We start from the raw sequence: 21,263 nt of genomic DNA, 5'->3' as shown, positions 1-21,263 counted from the left end.
AAGATGAAACGCCCCCTGTTCATTGGCTCGGAGATCTATCGAAACTCGACCTATGGCTCCAAGCACCCTCTGGCGATCCCGCGCGTTTCAACCGTAATTGACCTGTGTCGAGCGCAAGGGTGGCTGACGACCGAAAACTATCGCGTCAGCCCATGCGCGAAACCCTCCGCCCTCGAGGCGTTTCATACACCGGATTACATCGCGGCCTTGCAAAAAGCTGAACATGATCAGTCGGTGTCAGACGAAACGCGAAACAAGTACGCGCTGGGCACTCTGTCCAACCCCGTTTTCCCCGAGATGTACCGACGCCCCGCCACGGCCGCCGGAGGCTCGATGTTGGGGGCCGATTTGATCCGCAACGGCGGTATCGTCTTCAACCCGGCCGGTGGCACCCATCATGGACTGGCGGACCGGGCCAATGGGTTTTGCTATCTGAACGATCCAGTTCTGGCGATCCTGACCTTACTGAGTGCAGGTCTAGATCGGATCGTATACGTCGACATCGATGCGCATCACTGTGATGGAGTCGAAGCGGCCTTTCACGGCTCATCCAAGGTCCGAATGATTTCAGTTCACGAGTCTCGCCGATGGCCGTTCAGCGGTACACTGGATAACAATGCGGGTGGTGCCGCGTTCAATCTTCCCGTCGACCGCAACCTCAACGACGACGAATTCCACGTCATCCTTGACGAGTTGATCCTGCCTGCAACTGCGTCGTTCAAACCCCAGGCGATCGTATTGCAATGCGGAGCTGATGCAGTGGCCGAAGACCCGTTGTCTCGACTGACACTGTCGAACAATTCACATTGGCGCGCGACCGCCAGCCTGCGCAATATGGCACCACGGTTGCTGGTTCTGGGTGGCGGTGGGTACAACCCCTGGTCCGTTGCACGGCTATGGAGCGGCGTTTGGGCCGTTCTTAATCGGATCGACCCACCCGGTTTTCTGAATGCCGAAGCGCAATCCATTCTAGGTAAACTGACTTGGAACCGTGCGGCGGGGAAGCAACCACCCAAGCATTGGTTCGAAACATTACGCGATACGTCAAAACACGGCGACATTCGACCGGAATTGCGGGCTGACTTGCGCTATCTTGCGGCTCGGATTTCGTAGTGGATCAGGCGCGGTAACGCTGCTAACCTCTCATCATTAATACACATTCTCGACCACTCTACTTCGGCGCAGCGCGTCATTTCCTGACATCTGACCATGATTGGACTCAATAAATGAATGCACTTAATCAGATGAATGAACTTAGGGCGCGCATGGGTCAGGCGATCATCGGACAAACCGAGGTGATTGACAGACTGATCATCGGATTGCTGGCAAATGGCAATCTGCTGATCGAGGGCCTGCCCGGATTGGCGAAAACCCGTGCCGTCAAAGCCATGGCACGCAATCTTGACGCCAGTTTCAGTCGAATTCAATTCACGCCCGATCTTCTGCCCTCAGACGTAACTGGTACCGAAGTGTTTCAGCAAAGCGATGCCGGCAACACCTTCCGTTTCGAACCCGGCCCGATCTTTGCAAACATAGTTTTGGCTGATGAGATCAACCGGGCACCTGCCAAGGTACAGGCCGCATTGTTGGAGGCGATGGAGGAACGGCAGGTCACCGTCTCGGGCACCACGCACAAGATGGATCCGCTGTTCATTGTGATGGCCACTCAAAACCCGATCGAGCAAGAGGGGACCTATCCCCTGCCCGAAGCGCAGATGGACCGGTTTCTGATGCATGTTCAGATCACTTATCCTCCTGTCGAAGACGAGGTTGAGGTTATTCGTCTGGTCCGCGGCGAAGAGATCGCGGCCGGGTCTGGATCGACAAATGATACTCCGGCGCCCATCCCGCAAGACGCCGTGTTTCAAGCGCGGTCCGAGATCGGACAGATCCACGTGTCCGATGCAATGGACCGGTACATGGCCGATCTGGTGCAGGCCACCCGAACACCCGAGAAATACAGTGATGAGCTTGCGACCTGGATCGAAATTGGCGCCAGTCCACGCGCATCTTTGGCATTGGACAAATGCGGGCGCGCGCATGCCTGGATGAATGAGCGCGTCTACGTTGATCCAGCCGACATCCGCGCCATCGCTCATGACGTCTTTCGCCACCGCATCACCCTCAGTTTCGAGGCGCAAGGAAGCGCCAAAACGCCCGACGATGTGATCGCGGAAATCCTGCGCCTCGTTGCGCTACCTTGACTATTCGGAGAGAGAGCTTCGTGGCCCAAACCGCCACATACCCCAATGACCCACGCATTCACGTGGATGCAGAACACCTCCTTCGGCTTGGTGCTAAATCGCGCGCTATCAGCCTTTTGCCCAGACAACCTGCACGCTCGATCCTGAACGGCCGCCATGCCTCGCGATTGCGCGGGCGCGGTCTAAACTTTGAAGAACTACGTAGTTATCTTCCGGGCGATGACACTCGGACTATTGACTGGAAAGTAACCGCACGCACCGGTGAACCCCATGTTAGGGTCTATACCGAGGAACGCGATCGCCCTGCCCTGTTATTGGTCGACCAGCGGGTATCGATGTTCTTCGGAACCGAAGTTTATATGAAGTCCGTCATCGCAGCCGAATCCGCCGCAATTGCGGCACATCGAATTTTAGCTCAAGGCGACCGTGTCGGCGGCATCGTTTTTGGTGACACGGATTTGGCCGAACACCGCCCCCAGCGCCGCCCTGCCGCCTTGACCCGTTTTCTGTCTTCCGTTGCAGCCTTGAACTGCAGTCTAAATGCCTCGCTTCGCGCAGAGCCATCAGTTGCGTTGAACGACATCCTGAAACAGGCAACTCGCATCGCGCACACCAACGCTCTGGTTTGTGTGTTTTCGGATTTCGACGGCGTTGATGAAGATTCCGAACGTATCCTGAGACGTTTGGCCCAATCTAATGATTTAATTTTGTTCAACATATTTGACCCTAGCTCGCGTCAACTTACCCCAGGTTTGAAAATGACTGTCTCAGATGGAAAACATCAAATCGAATTGGACAGCTCTGAACCGAGCTTGTCCGACCGCATCAAGGCATCAATGGACAAGCGGCTGGCGCAGTTGCAACAGTGGTCAAAACGCTATGGCTTTCCAATCGTCCCGATGACAACTGCGGAACCGGCTTTGGATCAATTGCTAAAGCAGTTCGGCCACCTCGGAGGACGACCGTGAGCGTCGAGACCGAGGGCAAATCCCTGGTTGAACTGCTGGACATGCTTGTGCCTGCGCCTGAGCCGCAGCCCATAGCCATGACACCACAGACCTGGGGTTGGCTGGTGCTGGCGGCAGTTCTTGCTGCGGCAATCGCTTGCGGAGTTTATCTGTATCTCAGGCACCGGCGCTCTAACGGGTATCGACGTGCCGCGCTGGCCGAACTTGACGCTGCAGGCAACGATACGGCCAAAGTTTCCGAGATTCTGCGGCGCACTGCACTTGCCGCTTATCCGCGCGCGCAAGTTGCCAGTCTTCACGGGCAAGAGTGGATCAGATTTCTACGACAATCATCTGATAATATGACGATTTCTGTTCACATGTCTCAGCTTCTTTCTGAAGCGCCGTACAAAAACACCCCGCCAAGTCCCGAAATGGCCCAAATGGCTCGGGTTTGGATCAACACCCATAAACCTTGTGGGAGGCTATGATGATCTCATTCGCCTTCCCTTGGGCTTTTCTTCTTCTCCCTTTACCGCTTCTGGTCTACTGGCTCGCACCTCCGCATCGAGAAAAAACAAGTTCCATCCGCATCCCTTTCTTCCGCCATGTTGCAAGAGCGGCGAGAGCTGAACCGAAGTCCGGATCGGTCATTTCTCAAAGGTCGATACTGCAGACCCTTGTCGTCATTCTGATCTGGCTACTGCAGGTAACCGCCCTGGCCCGTCCGGAGAAACTAGCGGACCCAATCATAGTAGAAAAATCCGCCCGGGACGTCGTACTGGCGCTTGATATCTCGGGTTCGATGGATCAACGCGACATTCAGTCGACAGATGGCACGCCCAAGCAACGGTTGGCTGCGGTCAAAGATGTCTTGCGCACCTTCATTGCCGAACGCCAGGGCGATCGCATGGCGTTGATCATTTTTGGCACACGAGCTTTCGTTCAGGCGCCGTTTACCGAAGATCTAAACAGTTTGAACGGGTTCTTGGATCAAACTAAAGTGGGAATGGCAGGCCCCAACACTGCTTTGGGCGATGCGATCGGACTTGGTATTCGCACTTTCGAATCCAGCGAAGTCGATCAACGCCTCATGATCCTGCTTAGCGACGGTGCGGATACGTCTAGCAGAATGACTCCAACCAATGCCGCAGCGATTGCCGCCGACAAAGGCGTTGTCATTTACACCATCGGTGTTGGTGATCCGGATGCTTCCGGCGAAGACCGGGTAGATCTGGAGGCATTGAAGGCCATCGCGGAACGTACCGGTGGCCAATACTTCTTTGCCAATGACGAAGCAGCGCTAACCGAGACCTACCAGCGTATCGATGAGCAAAACCCTAGAATTGTCGAAACTCAGAGTTATAGACCGCGTGAGAGTTTAACCCACTATCCACTTCTGATCGCGTTAGTATTGATTTTGGGCAGCTCACTGGGTTTTCATTTCGCACAGCACCGCAGGAGATCAGCATGATCGAGGCGCTGGCAGAGTTTCATTTTATTAGAACGGCTTATTTGCTGTTCTTAATACCCATCGCGGGTTTGTTGTGGTTGCTCCGCCCCAAACGCTCGGGAAAAACCAACGTACCTTCTGGTATCGCACCACATCTGGCGAAAGCTCTCATGCTCGGCGCGGATGACAAACGACGGTACTACCCCATTGATGTCGCTATGATTGCGGCAGCTTTGATTGCAATAGCCGCTGCCGGGCCTACGTGGTCGCGGAATCCCAACCCTTTGCTCGCCGATACGGCGCCCCTTGTGATCGCACTGAAGGTCACAGACAGCATGGAGGATACTGATCTGGCCCCGTCTCGGTTGGAGCGGGCAAAGTACAAGATCACGGACATTATCAACGCCAGAGCCGGGGCACGAACAGCATTGGTGGCGTATGCGGGTTCGCCCCACCGCGTTGCACCACTCACTGAAGATGCGAATATCCTACGGCCCCTGCTGGAAGGCCTGAACCCCGCCGTAATGCCGTCACCCGGCGATTCCGCAGCGGGCGCACTGACACTGGCACAAAGCATACTGGATGACAGCGAGACACCTGGGGCCGTTTTGTTTCTGCTGGACGACCTCGATCCCTCACAGATTCAGGAATTCGAGAACGCCTCCTCGAAGGTTTTCTTTCTGACAATGCTTCCGAACAAGCAGGAAATCGTTCAGTTGAACTCCCTGAGGAACGCAAGTGTCGTTGCGTTTTCCAATGACGACCAAGATATCACCCGGCTTTTGCGGCAAATCCAGACGAACTATGTAGACGCACTGGACGACGATGACCGGCTCGATTGGCAGGACAGAGGTTGGGTTCTGGCTTGGCCTGCGGCATTTCTGTCCCTGCTTTGGTTCAGACGGGGTTGGGTTATTCGGTGGGCTTTTCTGGGACTGTTCCTCATAAAACCCGCGAGCCCGGCCAAGGCGGAGGGGTGGCAGGATTGGTTTCTGACTCCAGATCAACTGGGTCAGATTGCCATGAACCAAAAACGATTTTCCGATGCTGCTGAACTGTTCGAAGACCCGTACCACGAAGGTTACGCCTGGCTTATGGTCGGCCAATACCCAGAGGCTGCGGCGATCTTTGCTGAACTTAATACTCCTGAAGCGGCATTTGCCGAAGGTATGGCGCGCGTCCGTAACCGAGAGTATCGACCCGCCATCAAGGCGTTTGAAACTGCTTTAGAACGTCACCCTAACTGGCCGGAAGCAAAACACAATCTAGAGGTAGCTATCGCCATCCTGGACTACGTTGAAACCACACGCGAACAGTCAGACACCGGCGAAGAGGCCGGGATCGGGGCGGATGACACGGTTTTCGACAATGAAGCAGGACGAGGTGAAAACACCACTATTCAGGCTCAAACCGAAGGCACCAAACCCCTGCCCGCAGATCAGTGGATCAGCGCCATCGACACCGACATGCAGGATTTTCTGCGCAACCGGTTCTTGCTGGAAAATCAGGAGAAAGAGCAATGAGGTACACTCTGCTTCTCCTGCTCTTATTGCTGCCCAGTGAAGTGTTTTCGCAGACTAGCGATACAATCCAACCACAAGTCACAGTGGAAGCGCCGTCCGAGGACGTGATCGTCGGGCAACCGACTACGGTGCTGATCAAGGTTCTGGTTCCAACTTTCATGCCGTCGCCACCCGGTTTTCCGTCTTTGGAACAGGAAAATCTACTGGTACGCCTTCCCGAACGCGCCTCCGGTCCTGTGAGTGAGAGCGTAAACGGCGAAACTTGGTCAGGGGTTCAGCGTCGCTATCGCATCTACCCGCTGGTCGCCGGGCCACTCGACCTCGGCACCACAGAGATGACGGTTACGTTTGCCGACCCCGACACGAATGCCCCGATAAAAGCATCGGTCCCACTTCCTCCGATCACGATCAACGCGGTAATACCTGACGCTGCAGATGATCTATACCCGCTCATCATCGGCACAGGCTTTGAGATAGAACAGGAAATTGAGGGTTCGACCGACATGCAGGCTGGCGACGCCATCACGCGGCGGATGACGGCACGAATTTCGGGTACCAGCTCAATTCTAATACCGCCACTAATCGCCGAAAATGAAGATCCTCTGTTGCGACCTTATCCCAAGGAACCCCGGTTGTCCGAGACAGAGGACAGAGGTGTCCTCTCCGGGCAGCGTGTGGACGAAACTGTTTATCTTGCGCAGGATGGAGGTCAAACGCAGTTGCCGGCGGTTTCCTTCCGTTGGTACAACCTGTCGACCAACTCGGTAGAAACCGTTGAGGTTGACGCCGTGGACTTGACCCTCGCTGCGCCCAAGTCTGGACCTCCGTCAACGGAAAAGCTGGTTGGTTACGTTCTGTGGGGCGGCCTATTGGTATTGGTCGGTTGGGCTTTTGTGCGAAGGGCCTTGCCACGCTATCAAGCCTGGAACAACGCCCGGCAAAAAGCCTATCAAGCGTCATGTGATTATGCCCTTGCGCAGATACACCGCGCGCTTAAGGCACAAGATCTTTCCGGTGCTTATTCTGCGCTCGAGTTGTGGAAGCAACGGAGCAGTGACCCGCAGGGTTACAGCGAGTTCGAGGCGCGTTTGGCTGAGATTGGCTCCGCACGATACGCGGCTGTTTCAGCTCAGAAATCACCCGACTGGTCCCGAGCGATTTCGGCTCTGGACGAACTGGAAAGTTCACCGGCAAAGCCAGCACACTCGCTTCCTCAATTGAACCCCTGACGGTCAGGTCTGGCAGTTGGCAATCAATGCCTGCCTGTCCATCAACCGCACACGTCCATACCCGAGTTCAATCAGACCTAAGTTCGCGAGACGGTGCAGACTACGATGCAGCGTGGGTTGAGACACAGCAATCATTTCAGACAGTTCCTCTTGGCTTACCACGATCCAGCCGTCGCGTTTTGACGTACCTTCGTCCAGATGTAGCAGCCGCAAAACAAGCCTCTTTTCGCTGCCGGTTACAGCTAGATTTGCCATAATGCGCAGGGCTGTTTGCATGTTCTCTTGGGTCAGGGCGTAAAAATCTCGGACATACAGAGGGTTTGCCTTTACCAATTTGGCAATCCGTGTGTTCGGGAAAAACAACGCTTGCGTCACTTGCGTCGTGACGACACTGACAAGGCGTGGGGCGTCGGCGAAAAGAGCCAAATCCCCGATCCAGAAACCCGCCCCTTCGCGATGTAGCACAAACTCTTGACCATCATCCGACGGAGCAGTGATCTGAACACCACCACTTAGTACAGCAAATATCCCATTCGCGGGATCTCCATGGTGATAAAGGGTTTCCCATGCGTCAAAAGTTTTTGCGACTGCACATTCCAGCAATTCACGCCGAAAAACTTCAGGGCGTTTGCTGAACCACCCGCTCTCTTGCAAGAGCTTAATATTATTCGCTTTGTCGAACATTACTATTTTTCAATATCATCAAATGATGAGTTTTCAATCCCCCTGATACCATAAGCTAAGCGTGTTCGATTCCCGGAATGGTGAAGCTTCGCCGTTCAGAATTCGACAGTTTTTAGGAAGCTTTATGGCTGATTTGCCAGCTACCAAACAAATACACACTTTCGGGTTTTGCGGACCCTTTTCAGATCAGGAGCACATCATGTCACCACCTCGTTCAATCGCAAACGGTTGGCGCACCACGTTGCGCCGCGCTGCTGTGGCAACTGTCGCCGTTGCATTGGCAGTTCCCGCTTGGGCACAAGAACAAAAACCCAATATCCTGGTCATCTGGGGTGATGATGTCGGGCAGTCCAATATCTCGGCCTATACCATGGGGTTGATGGGCTATCAGACGCCCAACATCGACCGCGTCGCAAACGAAGGCATGATTTTCACCGACTACTATGGCGAGCAATCCTGTACCGCTGGCCGATCATCCTACATCATGGGGCAGTCTGTTTTCCGGACTGGCCTGTCGAAGGTGGGTCTTCCCGGAGCCGATCTGGGTATGCAGGTTGAAGATCCGACTATTGCTGGCCTGCTGAAAGACCATGGCTATGTCACCGGTCAATTTGGCAAGAACCATCTGGGTGATAAGGATGAGCATCTTCCGACAAACCACGGATTTGATGAATTTTTCGGCAATTTATACCACCTGAACGCCGAGGAAGAACCGGAAAACGAAGATTATCCCGGAGACGCTGTTCTTGCTGATGGTCGCACCTTCCGCGAAACCTATGGTCCGCGCGGTGTGATCAAATCCAAGGCCGACGGTACAATTGAAGATACCGGCCCCCTGACCCGCAAACGCATGGAAACTGTAGACGAGGAAACGGTCGCCGCAGCGATCGACTTCATCCAACGTGCGCATGAGCAGGGCCAGCCCTTCTACGTGTGGTGGAACGGTACACGTATGCACTTCCGCACTCACGTCAAAGAAGAGATGCGCGCGAAGGCGAATGAAATCGTCGGCGGCGTCGCGGACGAGTACACCGCTGGCATGATCGAACATGACATGCATGTCGGGCAACTGCTAGACCTGCTGGATGAGCTTGGCATCGCCGATAACACCATCGTGCATTACTCGACTGACAACGGCCCACATTACAATACTTGGCCGGATGCAGCGGCAACGCCGTTCTGGGGTGAGAAGAACACCAACTGGGAAGGCGGGTGGCGCGTTCCGTCAATGGTTCGCTGGCCCGGTCAGATCGAAGCGGGCTCGGTCACCAATGAGATCGTCCACCATATGGACTGGCTGCCGACCTTCCTGGCAGCTGCCGGTGACCCCGACATCAAGGACAAGCTGAAGGCCGGTTACAACTCGTCCGGCATGGGCCGCGACTACAAGGTGCATCTGGATGGCTACAACATCCTGCCGATGCTAACCGGCGAAACAACAGAAAGCCCGCGGAGAGAAATCTTCTATTTCTCGGATGACGGTGACCTGACGGCCCTGCGCTATGACGATTGGAAACTGATCTTCCTGGAGCAGAAGGCGTGGGCAACACTGCGTGCGTGGATTGAACCTTGGACCGAACTGCGTGTCCCGCTGATTATCAACCTGCGTCGTGACCCGTACGAGCGCGCATATCGCACGTCCAACACCTACTATGATTGGTTGCTGGATCGGGCCTATTTCCTGGTTCCGGCTCAGCAATTCGTAGGCGAATTCCTGGCGACCTTTCAGGAATTCCCGCCTCGTCAAAAGGCGGCCAGCTTCAACCTGAACCAAGTGATGGAGAAACTGGCGACACCTACGAACAACTGATCGCCAAGAAAACGAAGGACCGCCGGTTAGACGGCGGTCCTTTGCAGATTGAAGAAGAGGGAATGTCTTATGAAGAGAGCTGTTCTGGCTGCCGCCGTGTTCATGGCTCCGCTTGTTGTATCCGCAGATCCATTGCCCAGTTGGGCGACATCGGATTCAAAAGACCAGATTATTGCCTTCGTTGACGCTGTTACCGACCCGCACAGCACTGAATACGTGACGCCGGCAGAACGGATCGCAGTATTCGACAATGACGGTACGCTCTGGGCCGAACAACCTGTCTACTTTCAGCTGACTTTTGCGATGGATCGCCTCGCCGAGATGGCAGAGGCTGACCCCTCGACCCTGTCCACCCCCACACTGAAGGCGGCTGCGCAAGGCGACTTGAATGCCATCGTCGAAGGCGGTCATGACGCCTTGATCGAGGTTCTGAACGCTTCACATTCCGGGCTAAGCGTAGAGGAGTTTCAAGCCTCGGTTTCCAAGTGGCTGGGCACGGCCCGACACCCCGACACCGGTCTGCCTTATGACCAGATGACCTATCAGCCGATGGTGGAATTGCTCCGCTATCTAAGGGATGAAGGTTTCCGAACCTACATCGTCTCGGGCGGCGGGCTTCATTTCATGCGGGTATTTGCCGAAGACGCCTATGGCATCCCACCCGAACAGGTTCTTGGAACCTATACCGGCACGACCTATGAGACATCGGATGGTAAACCCACGATCCTCAAGGCCCCCGGCATAGCCTTTGTGGACGACAAGGAAGGCAAACCCATCAACATTGAGCGTACAATCGGCAGACGTCCCATTCTCGCCGGAGGAAACTCGGACGGGGATTTCGCCATGCTTGAATGGACAACCGCCGGGCACGGACCCAGGCTGGCAATTCTGGTTCACCACACTGACGCCGAACGCGAATGGGCTTATGACCGCGAAAGCCCGATCGGAAAACTGGTTGATGGACTGGACAAAGGTCCCGATTTGGGATGGGTCATAGTTGATATGGCGCAAGACTGGGATCGCATCTACACTGGGGCGAACTGAGGCACACAGAGACCGATAACCCCATGTGGACATTGCTAGTTTCCGCGCTCGTCTTCTCTCTTTATGTGACGGCCGTGGTCTTCGCGATACGCGCAGCACAAACCGCTCGCACCCCTCAAGGAGCGGTTGGATGGGTGGTATTCCTGATCTCGGTCCCGGTGTTCGGCGTGCCAATGTACCTGTTTCTGGGGCACCACCGTTTTCGCGGCTATCGCATTGCGCGTAAGCACAGCGAACGCGTGGTTGAAGGGATCAAGAGCTTTGCAGACTTTTCAATGCCCGAACCCGGTTCGATGCCATTCAACCCTCGGCCCTTCGAAGTTCTGGCTCATTTACCGGTCTCACGCGGCAACGGAGCTAAATTGCTAATAGATGGGCAAGCCACATTTGACGCCATTTTCCGCGCCATTGATTCTGCGCAAAACTATGTCTTGATCCAGTTCTACATCGTGCGCGACGACACGCTGGGAAAGCAATTGAAAGACAAATTGATTGCCGTTGCCAAGCGTGGTGTTTCGGTCCGTTTCATGACGGATGCCGTAGGTAGCTATGGTCTTCCAACATCTTATTTGGACGACTTGCGCGCCGCTGGGATCGAGATTGCAAACCCTCGTGATCGCAGGGGTCCGCAGTATCGCTTTCAGCTTAATTATCGCAACCACCGCAAAACCGTCATCATCGACGGAGAGATCGGTTTCATCGGCGGGCATAACGTAGGCGTCGAGTATCTGGGACAAAATGAATATTTCGGCCATTGGCGGGACACACATATCGAAATGACCGGCCATGTGGTGCGGCAATTGCAGTTGATTTTCGTCGAGGACTGGAACTGGGCGCATGAAGATGACCTGATCGACAAGTTAGACTGGGCCGGATCGGTATCCGACCAGGATATGAACGCCTTACTTGTGGCAACAGGTCCGGGGGACGATACGGAAACTGGCGCAATGATGTTTTTCGCAGCCATCACCGAAGCGAAAGAAAGGGTATGGATCGCATCTCCATATTTTGTGCCGGACATCGACATCATTACGGCCCTGCAACACGCCGCCCTGCGGGGTGTCGACGTCCGCATTCTTGTACCTGAGGTGATCGACCATCGCTTGCCCTGGCTGGCTGGTTTTGCCTATTTCGACGAAATTCGGGACTGTGGTGCGCGGATTTTTCGTTATACTGAGGGCTTCATGCACCAGAAGGTTTTTGTGGTCGATGACACTCTGGCTGCTGTCGGCACGACGAACTTGGACAACCGCTCATTCCGACTGAATTTTGAAGCTATGGCGCTGTTTTTTGACTCACGTGCGGCTGAGGCAGTGGACAAAATGCTGAAAGCCGATTTCGAAAACAGCTATGAGCTGACCCGCAACCTATCCGAGCAACCGGCTTACATACGGTTCGGGTCGCCTCTGGCACGGCTGTTTGCGCCGATCCTTTAGGACATCAACTCTTCTTTGAAGACCTGAGTCATCAAGGCCACCATGAAGGCGGTAGACAGGCCAAAGGCCAGCAGCCCTGTGACCGAAGCGAACGCCCCGAAAATGCGCAACGGCTCGCCCAGCACAATGTCGCCATAACCAAGCGTGGTGAATGTCACCAACGAAAAATACAGCGCCGAGTTCCAGTCAGGCAGCACATCCCCAAGAACCCAGACGATCGCCCAGAGCCAGACCTGAAACGTGTGAATGGCGACGATAAACACAAGGGCGATGCAGATTGGCGCAGCGATCGAGAAGAACTTTTTGCTGTTTTCCAGACGCAACGCCATCACCCGAACAACCTGCGTGCACCACGTGAGCAGAATGATCTCGATAAGAAAGCACATGCCCAGATAGATACTGCCCCAAAGGATTTGCTGCGCTAAAGTCATCAAGCCATGTCTCGTGTATCTGCCCGGAGAAGTCCTGACACAATGGCGGCTTAGCTGGCAAAGGACAAGGCTGCGACGAATGGAAAAGATTGCGCCTCGGCGCTGGACTCTGCGGGATGGCGTTGCACATTGTTCTGGCACTGTCCATGGGGTTTTGCATGCTGCTGAATATCGAAAGGGTCCAGAAATCCTATCCAGGCGGACGGCCGGTTTTACGGGACGTATCGCTGACGCTTGATCAGGGGCAGACGCTGGCGCTGACCGGTGAGAGCGGCAGCGGGAAAAGCACGCTTCTGAACCTTGCCGCCGCGCTGGATGGTTTTGACGGAGGTGAAATAACGCTGGACGGCACAGCCTTGTCTGGTCTGGATGATCGCGGTCGCGCGGCCTTGCGCCGGCAGAGCGTGTCGCTGGTGTTTCAGCAATTCAATCTGATCCCTTCCCTGACCGTCGCGCAGAATCTTTCGTTTCACGCCCGGCTTGCAAATCGTGAAGACACCGATTGGACTACCCAATTGGCCGAAAGACTCGGTCTGCCCGATCTTCTGACACGATACCCCGAGAACCTGTCCGGCGGGCAACAACAGCGTGTTGCCATCGGGCGTGCCATGGCACCACGACCTAAACTCCTGCTCGCGGATGAGCCGACAGGGAATCTTGATGAGACTGCCAGCGCAACGGTTCTGGACCTGATGCTGTCACTGGTGTCGGACACCGGAGCCGCCCTGCTGTTGGTAACTCATTCACAGGATATTGCGGCACGGCTTGATCGGCAGGCGCATTTGTCTGGTGGCCACATCACATGAACAGAGCGATCATACAGGCCCTTATGTCACACTGGCTGCGACATAGGCTGCAGTTGGTCACTCTGTTGATCGGTATCGCCTTGGCAACAGGTTTGTGGTCCGCCGTGCAAGCCATCAACGCCGAGGCCCGTGCCAGCTATCAACGGGCCAATGATCAACTTGCGCTGGGTCTGTTTGACGAACTGCGAGACCCCTCCGGCCCGATCTCGCTTGAACGCTATGTTGTTCTGCGCCGTGCTGGGTGGCAGGTGGCGGCTGTTTTAGATGGGCCAATGCGGGTTGCGGGAAACACGGTACAGGTCATGGGCGTCGACATGGTCGCCTATCCGCCGCTGCCCGCCGTGACCCAGATCGAGCAAAGCGAAACACCCCCTGATCCGGCCGCCATGCTGACCGCGCCCGGTCGCCTTATAGCCGCCCCTGAGTTAGCACGCGTGTTGCAAGAGCAAGACGGCCTGCCCCCAGTTCTTTTATCCAATTCTCTCCCCCCCGATTTGATCCTGACGGATATCGGGGTGGCCGAGAACTTATTGGACAAGCCCGGCCAAATCTCTCGCCTGATGGTGTTGCCCACGCAACCTCGCGGCGTGCCACCGCTGTCCGATATCGCGCCCGAGCTGGAATTGATCCAAGCCTCGGATCAACTGGATACCACGCAGTTGACCGACAGTTTTCACTTGAACCTGACCGCTTTTGGTCTGCTGTCGTTTGCGGTCGGCTTGTTCATCGTTCATGGCACAGTGGGTCTGGCCTTTGCACAAAGGCGGGCCATGATCCGGACATTGCGGGCGTTGGGCGTTTCGATGCGGCGTCTGGTCTGGATTGTCACCATTGAACTGGCTGTTCTGGCCTTGATCGGCGGGGTTCTTGGATTGGTTCTTGGTTTCTTGCTGGCCGGTGTCCTTTTGCCCGACGTCGCCGCCACATTGCGTGGCCTGTACGGAGCACCTGTCGATGGCCAGCTATCGCTACAGCCACAATGGATTCTGGCCGGATTGGCGATGGCATTGGGCGGTACGCTCCTCGCCAGCGGTCACGCTCTGGTTCGACTGTCACGTATGCCCCTGCTGAGCGGGGCGGGATTGCAAGCGTGGCGCGGGTCAGGCAAAGGACAACGCTCATCTGGTCTTGTCGGGATTGCCTTGATCGCAAGCGGCTTAGGCATCGGCTTCGTATTTGAAGGGCTAGTCGCCGGATTTGCCATGGTCGGCGGGATACTGACCGGTGCGGCATTGGTACTGCCCTATCTGTTGTCCCTCGCCTTATCTGCCTTCCAAAAACGAGCTCAAGGACCAGTTGCCCAGTGGATATGGGCCGATATGCGCGCGCAGTTACCAGGGTTGTCCTTGGCCCTAATGGCACTGCTGCTCGCACTGGCTGCAAACATCGGTGTAGGCACAATGGTTTCTAGCTTCCGCCTCACCTTTGTTGGTTGGTTAGATCAACGCCTGACATCCGAACTTTATGTCACTGCAACCGATAACCAGCAGGGCCTAAAGGTCGCCCAATGGCTGAAACCCCAAGTGGACGCTGTTTTACCAATCCGCAGTGTTGAGCTGGCGCACGAGACTGGGCCTTTGTTTCTGTACGGGATTGTGGACCATCAGACCTACCGCGATCATTGGCCACTTATCACTTCCTCGAACGGGGTCTGGGACCGGGTTCTGGCAGGTGAGGCCGTGCTGATCAATGAACAGCTGGCCCGGCGGTCGAGCTTATGGCCGGGTGACAATCTAACTCTGAGTCCAGGACACATACTGCCTGTCGCAGGCGTTTATTCCGACTACGGCAATCCAACCGGTCAGGCCATTGTTTCGATGTCACAGCTGGACCAGATTGCTCCAGGGGCCGACACACGCAGATTTGGTATCCGTATCGCACCAGAGCGTGCGACCGAGATGGCACAAGCTCTGCGCGATCAGTTTGGCCTGCCCCGCCAATCCGTCGTGCAACAGGCTGCAATGAAGGCGCAGTCTCTGGCGATATTCGACAAGACCTTTGTCGTCACCTCGGCGCTGAACGTTTTAACGTTAGGAGTCGCCGGCTTCGCCATCCTGACCAGCTTACTGACCCTCTGGACTCAGCGCCTGCCCCAGATTGCTCCGGTCTGGGCGCTTGGGCTGACGCGGGCACAACTTGCACGGCTGGAACTGTTGCGCAGTGTGCTGTTGGCCGCGTTAACCGCGGCTCTGGCCCTGCCTCTCGGATTAGTTCTGGCCTGGGCGCTTCTAGCAGTGATCAACGTTCAGGCCTTTGGCTGGCGATTGCCGATGTTCCTGTTCCCTGCGGACTGGGCCTATTTATTCCTGCTGACCTTGCTGGCCGCCTTTGTCGCAGCCGCCTTGCCCGCGCTGCGCTTGTTGCGCCTGCCGCCCGCCGACTTGTTAAGAGTGTTTGCCAATGAGCGTTAAAGCCTGTCTCTGTGTTCTGCTCTTTTTGCTACCACCTGCCCTTCGCGCGCAGGGTTACGCAGATCTGGGTGGGCCGGCCGAAGGCTATGCAATCCCGCAATCGGGTTACCAGTTCGAATTTCCCAGAGATCATGGACCTCACCCAGAGTTTCGGATCGAATGGTGGTATCTGACGGCCAACCTGACTGGCGAAGATGGGCGCGATTACGGCATACAATGGACCCTATTCCGGTCCGCCCTGAGACCGACCGAGACCGAGGGGTGGCAAAGTCCTCAACTGTGGTTGGGCCACGCTGCAGTGACCACTCCTGAAGAACACTACTTTAGCGAGCGCCTCTCACGCGGCGGGATTGGTCAGGCGGGGGTCACAGCCGAGCCGTTCGAGGCCTGGATTGACGAGTGGTCTATGCGAGGGCCTGATCCCAGCGCATTGACATTGACAGCCAGCGGACCTGAGTTTGCCTACAATCTGTCGCTCAACGCCCAAGGGCCGATCGTGTTTCACGGCGACGCCGGGTACTCGGTCAAATCCGCAGATGGACAAGCCAGCTACTACTATTCTCAGCCGTTTTATACAGTCGAAGGCGTGATTCAACTGCCCGACGGCGATGTCAAAGTGACCGGTCAGGGTTGGCTGGACCGCGAGTGGTCCTCGCAACCCTTGGCGGAAGATCAGAGCGGGTGGGACTGGTTCTCACTCAGTTTTGACGACGGCGATAAATTGATGGCTTTTCGTCTACGCGGTGGGCTTGGAGATTTTACCGCAGCGACATGGATCACCCCGGACGGAACCGCCAGCCCCCTGCCTGATGGGTCTGCAACCTTCACTCCACTGGATACCGAACGGGTCGCCGGACGAGATCTTCCGGTGCATTGGCGTGTAACACTGCCCGACCGAGATTTGGATGTTGAGGTGTCAGCCATTACACCCAACGCGTGGATGGCCACTCGCTTCGAATACTGGGAAGGTCCGGTCAAGGTAACCGGCAGCCACACAGGCCGCGGATACCTTGAATTGACGGGTTACTAATTCTAGCGCACCACGTAGACCGAGACCGATGAGTGGCGGACGACCCGCGCGGCATTCGGGCCAAGCAGGTAATCTTTGAGATCGGGTTTATGCGCTCCGATCACAATCAGATCACTACTGGCGCTCTCCGCAGTTTTCAGAATTTCCTGATACGCGGTGCCAGTGGCCACGACGTGACGGATTTTCTCGTTCCGCTCCGCCCCTAGCACCGACACGCAGAGTTCAGACAGCTTGGACTGCGCCTCTTCCAACGCCTTGTCGTGAAAATCCGGTTGGAAAAAACCAGAGACCCAGCTTTCCCCGAAATCCGGCAGAACCGTCACCACATCCAGCTGCGCATTGTCTTGATCTGCCAACGCTGCCGCTGTTTTCAACACATTCATGTCCAGATCGCCGTTGCTGATATCGACGGCACAAAGAACTGAGTTTGTCATGCAGGCACCTCTTGTCTTGCGGCACGGCCGCGTTGGAGGAAGGCGATCAGACCCAACAGGATCAGTGCCGGGATATAGATCAGTTGCTTGGGCGGCTGGCTGGACGGCAGACTGACCGAAGTCAAACGAACAGCCTCATCCCCATAGTAGTCAAAATTCCCCAGCTTATCGGCCACAGGTGAGCCGAAGAGCGGTTCCTCCAGTTTGACCAAACCGTCTTCCTTAAACAGCATCAGGCCCATGGCATCGACCCGCGCCTCTCCGCCTTCTTCGTCGCCGACAGCCACAACTACAGTTGTATCGGTCATTGCCAGAGTGTCGAAATCTGGCCCGCTTACAACCAAGCGTACTGCAGTCCCTGGCGGTGTTTGACCCATTGTCTCAACAAAAGCCGAAGGTTCCACGGATGAAAATGGCGGAGCAACCCGGTCCATGAAATAGTCGGGCCTGAACAGCGCAAAGGCTACAAAGATTAGCGCGATGCTTTCATATATACGGCTATGGGTCAGAAAATATCCCATTGTTCCCGCCGTGAAGACAAGGATTGCTATTGTTGCGAATATCGCAACGATTATCCCTTCAACCCATGTCACGTCGATCAACAACAGGTCGGTGTTGAAGATAAACACAAACGGAAGTGCAACCGTCCGCAGGCTGTAGAAGAAGGCGGTGAAGCCTGTCTTGATTGCGTCGCCACCCGATACAGCCGCCGCAGCGAAACTTGCCAGACCCACAGGCGGCGTCACGTCCGCCATGATGCCAAAGTAGAAGACGAACAGGTGCACGGCGATCAGCGGCACGATCAAGCCACTCTGCGCCCCGAGTTCAACAACCACACCCGCCATAAGCGAGCTGACCACGATATAGTTCGCCGTGGTCGGCAGACCCATCCCAAGAATCAGGCTGAGGATACCGACCATAACAAGCATCAGGATCAGGTTGCCGCCGGACAGGAACTCGACCAGATCGGCCATCACCTGCCCAACGCCAGTCAGGGTCACAGTGCCCACGATCACGCCCGCGGTGGCCGTGGCCAGAGCGATCCCGATCATGTTTCGCGCACCGTCAATAAGGCCCTGCCAGAGATCGGCAATACCGTCGATGAAGTTGTCTTTCAGATTGCTCTGCCCGCGGAACAGTGCCTTCAGAGGTTTTTGTGTCAGCAAGATTACGAACAGCAGCGCGGTCGCCCAGAAAGCCGACAGGCCCGGTGACTTCTGCTCGATCATCAGGAAGTAGACCAGAACAATGATCGGAAGAAGATAGTGCAGCCCGGCTTTGTAGATCTCCGCGATAACCGGCAGTTCCACTTCCTTGGCGTTCGGATCATCGGGCTCCAGATCTGGAACCTGCGCAGCCAGGTACAGAAGGACCACATAGACGGCACAAACAATCAGGCTGAGGATCATCCCTGCTGACGAAGGAGCCCAGCTGGTGACCGCTTCCACCGGGAATTGTGAGCCATAGCAAAGGCCCGCAAAAACCAGGAAGAAGGACAACATTCCTACAACGGTGCGCGCCAGATGTACCTCGCGGTTGCCAAGCGTCGGCATGTTCCGCTTCACCGCTTCGAGATGCACGATATAGACCAGCGCGATGTAAGAAATTGCGGCAGGCAGGAAGGCGTGGGTAATGACTTCGACGTAGGAGATGCCGACATATTCAACCATCAAGAAGGCCGCTGCCCCCATCACCGGCGGCATGATCTGACCATTTACGGACGAAGCAACCTCAACAGAACCGGCCTGCTCACTGCTAAATCCTACGCGCTTCATTAGTGGAATGGTGAACGTGCCGGTGGTCACCACGTTGGCGATGGAGGAACCCGAGATCAGGCCAGTCGCCGCCGAACCCACAACAGCTGCCTTGGCGGGACCACCGCGCAGATGGCCCAGAGCGCCAAAGGCCATTTTGATAAAGTAGTTCCCTGCACCGGCTTTATCGAGCAAAGCCCCAAACAAAACGAACAGGAAGACGAATTTCGTGGAAACGCCCAAGGCGATACCGAATACGCCCTCAGACGTGATCCACATATGGCTCATCGCCTTTTTCAGGCTGGCACCCTTCCAGCGAATGACTTCCGGCACCCATTCCGAGGAACCGAAAAACACGTAGGCTAAAAAGATCGTCGCGATTATTGCCATTGCCGGGCCAAGCGCGCGGCGTGCGGCCTCGAACAGCAACAGCAGACCACCCAGCGCAACCCATTTATCAGTGTCGTCCGCCAGGCCGCCCGCGTTTACGATCTTGTCGTAGAAGAAATACCCATAAAGCGCCACAAATGCGCCGAGCGCACCCATGATCCAGTCTTGTACGGGAATGTAATCCCGCGGGCTGGATTTCAGCGCCGGATAGGCCGCAAAGGCCAGAAACATCGCAAATGCCAAGTGAAACTGCCGCGCGTTGTTCACCACGCTGCCGGGCAGCACATAGTTCGCCAGTGGTGAGGCCAGCACGACCTGAAAAATTGACCAGATTGCAGCCACAACAGCCAGAAAAATCCCGACATTACCGACCGGATTACGCCCACCTGCATCAGACGAGGCTACAAGCTCCTGTAGCTCTTCTTCGGATAGCGGACGATTGGATTGTGTGTCGGAACTCATAAAGTGTCTCCCCGTCGCGGCCATTTTGGCCTTCTGAAGCACCCGTTTGATACGGGTTTAGTGCAGGGTGCCCGTAGGCACCCTGCTTTAGGTCTGGCTTACTGGATCCAGCCTTTTTCTTTGTAGTACTTCTCGGCGCCCTGATGCAGCGGAGCCGACAGGCCGTCTGCAATCATTTCTTCGGGCTTGAGGTTGGCAAATGCCGGGTGCAGCTTTTTGAAGTCATCGAAGTTTTCGAAGACCGAGCTGACAACCGCGTAAACCGCATCTTCTGACACGTCAGCCGAAGTCACGAACGTCGCGCCGACACCGAAGGTTGCGGTGTCACCGTCCGAACCGCGATACATGCCACCGGGGATGGTCGCGGTGCGGTAGAACGAGTTGTCGTTGACCAGCTTGTCAACCGCGTCGCCGCTTACGTTCACCAGAACCGAGTCACAGGCGGTGGTGGCTTCCTGGATCGAGCCCGAGGGGTGACCTACGGTGTACACCATCGCATCGATCTGGTTGTCGCAAAGAGCAGCAGACTGTTCAGCCGCTTTCAACTCGGTCGCCAGTTCGAAATCGTCGGTGGACCAGCCCATTTCGCCCAGCAGGACCTCCATGGTACCGCGCTGACCGGAACCGGGGTTACCGATATTGACGCGCTTGCCTTTCAGATCCTCGAAATTGGTAATGCCGGAATCGGCACGAGCCACAACGGTGAACGGCTCCGGGTGTACCGAGAACACGGCGCGCAAGTTTTCAAACGGGCCATTTTCCTCGAATTTCGAGCTGCCGTTGTAGGCATGGTACTGCCAGTCGGATTGCGCAACGCCGAACTCCAGCTCGCCTTCGCGAATGGTGTTGATGTTGTAGACCGAACCACCGGTCGACTCGACCGAACAACGCACACCGTGTTCCTTGCGGCCTTTGTTGACCAGACGGCAGATCGCACCACCGGTCGGGTAGTACACACCGGTCACACCACCGGTGCCGATGGTAATAAATTCTTCTGCATACGCTGCTGGAGCCATAAGGGCTGCGGTTACGACCGCGCCGAGGCTGAGCTTGCTGCTATTTTTCATTTTTGAGAACTCCCACTTCTTTTTCGGATAGGAGACTGTTAGCGGTCCCATCCGGGACCCTGCCGGTACGCGAACTGCACACGTCTTGCAACAGGTACAAGCGCTTGAATTTCCAAAATCTCCCAACATATTCGACGTTTCATTCAGA

The 21,263-nt window shown here is 55.8% G+C and carries 18 protein-coding genes; 13 read left to right on the top strand and 5 right to left on the bottom strand.

What is annotated here, in order from left to right:
* The first annotated feature begins 3 nt into the window (after positions 1–3).
* The 7 genes from ABLN94_RS02845 to ABLN94_RS02815 all read left to right on the top strand — a co-directional run bounded on the left by ABLN94_RS02845 (position 4) and on the right by ABLN94_RS02815 (position 7,356).
* On the top strand, positions 4–1,113 hold the full coding sequence (locus tag ABLN94_RS02845) for an acetoin utilization protein AcuC (RefSeq protein WP_352988895.1): 1,110 nt from the start codon (positions 4–6) through the stop codon (positions 1,111–1,113).
* 113 nt (positions 1,114–1,226) lie between these two features.
* The gene (locus tag ABLN94_RS02840) at positions 1,227–2,204 is read left to right on the top strand and encodes an AAA family ATPase (RefSeq protein WP_352988892.1); all 978 of its coding nucleotides are present in this window, start codon (positions 1,227–1,229) and stop codon (positions 2,202–2,204) included.
* 20 nt (positions 2,205–2,224) lie between these two features.
* Entirely contained in the window at positions 2,225–3,172 is a 948-nt protein-coding gene (locus ABLN94_RS02835) for a DUF58 domain-containing protein (protein WP_352988891.1), read from the top strand.
* Positions 3,169–3,642 carry a DUF4381 domain-containing protein gene (locus ABLN94_RS02830; protein WP_352988888.1) on the top strand — a complete coding sequence of 158 codons (474 nt, stop codon included), beginning with the start codon at positions 3,169–3,171 and terminating at the stop codon, positions 3,640–3,642. The genes ABLN94_RS02835 and ABLN94_RS02830 overlap by 4 nt, the downstream gene beginning before the upstream one ends.
* On the top strand, positions 3,642–4,625 hold the full coding sequence (locus tag ABLN94_RS02825) for a VWA domain-containing protein (protein ID WP_352988885.1): 984 nt from the start codon (positions 3,642–3,644) through the stop codon (positions 4,623–4,625). Before ABLN94_RS02830 ends, ABLN94_RS02825 begins: the two co-directional genes overlap by 1 nt.
* Complete coding sequence (locus tag ABLN94_RS02820) at positions 4,622–6,127, top strand: VWA domain-containing protein (RefSeq protein ID WP_352988883.1); 1,506 nt, start codon at positions 4,622–4,624, stop codon at positions 6,125–6,127. Before ABLN94_RS02825 ends, ABLN94_RS02820 begins: the two co-directional genes overlap by 4 nt.
* On the top strand, positions 6,124–7,356 hold the full coding sequence (locus tag ABLN94_RS02815; RefSeq protein ID WP_352988882.1) for a hypothetical protein: 1,233 nt from the start codon (positions 6,124–6,126) through the stop codon (positions 7,354–7,356). The genes ABLN94_RS02820 and ABLN94_RS02815 overlap by 4 nt, the downstream gene beginning before the upstream one ends.
* A gap of 3 nt (positions 7,357–7,359) precedes the next feature.
* On the opposite strand, the gene ABLN94_RS02810 is transcribed toward ABLN94_RS02815, so the two are convergent.
* Positions 7,360–8,040: a Crp/Fnr family transcriptional regulator gene (locus ABLN94_RS02810; RefSeq protein WP_352988880.1), complete on the bottom strand. Its 681-nt coding sequence runs from the start codon at positions 8,038–8,040 to the stop codon at positions 7,360–7,362.
* Positions 8,041–8,239: 199 nt separating this feature from the next.
* Here ABLN94_RS02810 and ABLN94_RS02805 point away from each other — a divergent pair, with 199 nt between their 5' ends.
* The 3 genes from ABLN94_RS02805 to cls all read left to right on the top strand — a co-directional run bounded on the left by ABLN94_RS02805 (position 8,240) and on the right by cls (position 12,330).
* Complete coding sequence (locus tag ABLN94_RS02805) at positions 8,240–9,850, top strand: arylsulfatase (RefSeq protein WP_352988878.1); 1,611 nt, start codon at positions 8,240–8,242, stop codon at positions 9,848–9,850.
* A 69-nt stretch (positions 9,851–9,919) separates the two neighbouring features.
* Positions 9,920–10,894 (top strand): HAD family hydrolase, encoded by a 975-nt coding sequence (locus ABLN94_RS02800; protein WP_352988876.1) that lies wholly within the window; start codon positions 9,920–9,922, stop codon positions 10,892–10,894.
* Positions 10,895–10,917: 23 nt separating this feature from the next.
* Entirely contained in the window at positions 10,918–12,330 is a 1,413-nt protein-coding gene (gene cls, locus ABLN94_RS02795) for a cardiolipin synthase (protein ID WP_352988874.1), read from the top strand.
* Here cls and ABLN94_RS02790 read toward each other — a convergent pair.
* Positions 12,327–12,761 (bottom strand): two pore domain potassium channel family protein, encoded by a 435-nt coding sequence (locus tag ABLN94_RS02790; RefSeq protein WP_170493011.1) that lies wholly within the window; start codon positions 12,759–12,761, stop codon positions 12,327–12,329. The two genes, cls and ABLN94_RS02790, sit on opposite strands and share 4 nt — an antisense overlap.
* Before the next feature lie 158 nt (positions 12,762–12,919).
* Between ABLN94_RS02790 and ABLN94_RS02785 the strand changes: the two genes are divergently transcribed.
* From ABLN94_RS02785 to ABLN94_RS02775, 3 genes are read left to right on the top strand one after another with little or no spacing between them, the layout of a single operon-like run.
* Positions 12,920–13,567, top strand: a complete 648-nt coding sequence (locus tag ABLN94_RS02785) for an ABC transporter ATP-binding protein (RefSeq protein ID WP_352989002.1) — start codon at positions 12,920–12,922, stop codon at positions 13,565–13,567.
* The gene (locus tag ABLN94_RS02780; protein WP_352988872.1) at positions 13,564–15,978 is read left to right on the top strand and encodes an FtsX-like permease family protein; all 2,415 of its coding nucleotides are present in this window, start codon (positions 13,564–13,566) and stop codon (positions 15,976–15,978) included. Before ABLN94_RS02785 ends, ABLN94_RS02780 begins: the two co-directional genes overlap by 4 nt.
* The gene (locus tag ABLN94_RS02775; RefSeq protein WP_352988871.1) at positions 15,968–17,008 is read left to right on the top strand and encodes a lipocalin-like domain-containing protein; all 1,041 of its coding nucleotides are present in this window, start codon (positions 15,968–15,970) and stop codon (positions 17,006–17,008) included. The genes ABLN94_RS02780 and ABLN94_RS02775 overlap by 11 nt, the downstream gene beginning before the upstream one ends.
* A gap of 2 nt (positions 17,009–17,010) precedes the next feature.
* On the opposite strand, the gene ABLN94_RS02770 is transcribed toward ABLN94_RS02775, so the two are convergent.
* The 3 genes from ABLN94_RS02770 to ABLN94_RS02760 form a co-directional block, all read right to left on the bottom strand.
* Positions 17,011–17,442, bottom strand: coding sequence for a universal stress protein (locus ABLN94_RS02770; protein WP_170493023.1), 432 nt, complete (start codon positions 17,440–17,442; stop codon positions 17,011–17,013).
* Positions 17,439–20,048, bottom strand: coding sequence for a TRAP transporter permease (locus tag ABLN94_RS02765; protein WP_352988869.1), 2,610 nt, complete (start codon positions 20,046–20,048; stop codon positions 17,439–17,441). The genes ABLN94_RS02770 and ABLN94_RS02765 overlap by 4 nt, the downstream gene beginning before the upstream one ends.
* Before the next feature lie 98 nt (positions 20,049–20,146).
* Positions 20,147–21,115, bottom strand: coding sequence for a TAXI family TRAP transporter solute-binding subunit (locus ABLN94_RS02760; RefSeq protein WP_352988867.1), 969 nt, complete (start codon positions 21,113–21,115; stop codon positions 20,147–20,149).
* Positions 21,116–21,263: the final 148 nt, after the last annotated feature.

Origin of the sequence: Ruegeria sp. SCP11 (assembly GCF_040329455.1) — a bacterium.
Lineage (GTDB): Bacteria > Pseudomonadota > Alphaproteobacteria > Rhodobacterales > Rhodobacteraceae > Ruegeria > Ruegeria atlantica_E.
Note: the sequence above shows the minus strand (reverse complement) of the source record. Positions and strands in the feature narration are given on the sequence as shown.

What these genes read in the sequence shown, in the direction of transcription:
- ABLN94_RS02845 (WP_352988895.1), top strand. Translation starts at nt 4, where the DNA reads ATGAAACGCCCCCTGTTCATTGGCTCGGAGATCTATCGAAACTCGACC.
- ABLN94_RS02840 (WP_352988892.1), top strand. Translation starts at nt 1,227, where the DNA reads ATGAATGCACTTAATCAGATGAATGAACTTAGGGCGCGCATGGGTCAG.
- ABLN94_RS02825 (WP_352988885.1), top strand. Translation starts at nt 3,642, where the DNA reads ATGATCTCATTCGCCTTCCCTTGGGCTTTTCTTCTTCTCCCTTTACCG.
- ABLN94_RS02820 (WP_352988883.1), top strand. Translation starts at nt 4,622, where the DNA reads ATGATCGAGGCGCTGGCAGAGTTTCATTTTATTAGAACGGCTTATTTG.
- ABLN94_RS02815 (WP_352988882.1), top strand. Translation starts at nt 6,124, where the DNA reads ATGAGGTACACTCTGCTTCTCCTGCTCTTATTGCTGCCCAGTGAAGTG.
- ABLN94_RS02810 (WP_352988880.1), bottom strand. Translation starts at nt 8,040, where the DNA reads ATGTTCGACAAAGCGAATAATATTAAGCTCTTGCAAGAGAGCGGGTGG.
- ABLN94_RS02805 (WP_352988878.1), top strand. Translation starts at nt 8,240, where the DNA reads ATGTCACCACCTCGTTCAATCGCAAACGGTTGGCGCACCACGTTGCGC.
- ABLN94_RS02800 (WP_352988876.1), top strand. Translation starts at nt 9,920, where the DNA reads ATGAAGAGAGCTGTTCTGGCTGCCGCCGTGTTCATGGCTCCGCTTGTT.
- cls (WP_352988874.1), top strand. Translation starts at nt 10,918, where the DNA reads ATGTGGACATTGCTAGTTTCCGCGCTCGTCTTCTCTCTTTATGTGACG.
- ABLN94_RS02790 (WP_170493011.1), bottom strand. Translation starts at nt 12,761, where the DNA reads ATGACTTTAGCGCAGCAAATCCTTTGGGGCAGTATCTATCTGGGCATG.
- ABLN94_RS02785 (WP_352989002.1), top strand. Translation starts at nt 12,920, where the DNA reads ATGCTGCTGAATATCGAAAGGGTCCAGAAATCCTATCCAGGCGGACGG.
- ABLN94_RS02780 (WP_352988872.1), top strand. Translation starts at nt 13,564, where the DNA reads ATGAACAGAGCGATCATACAGGCCCTTATGTCACACTGGCTGCGACAT.
- ABLN94_RS02775 (WP_352988871.1), top strand. Translation starts at nt 15,968, where the DNA reads ATGAGCGTTAAAGCCTGTCTCTGTGTTCTGCTCTTTTTGCTACCACCT.
- ABLN94_RS02770 (WP_170493023.1), bottom strand. Translation starts at nt 17,442, where the DNA reads ATGACAAACTCAGTTCTTTGTGCCGTCGATATCAGCAACGGCGATCTG.
- ABLN94_RS02765 (WP_352988869.1), bottom strand. Translation starts at nt 20,048, where the DNA reads ATGAGTTCCGACACACAATCCAATCGTCCGCTATCCGAAGAAGAGCTA.
- ABLN94_RS02760 (WP_352988867.1), bottom strand. Translation starts at nt 21,115, where the DNA reads ATGAAAAATAGCAGCAAGCTCAGCCTCGGCGCGGTCGTAACCGCAGCC.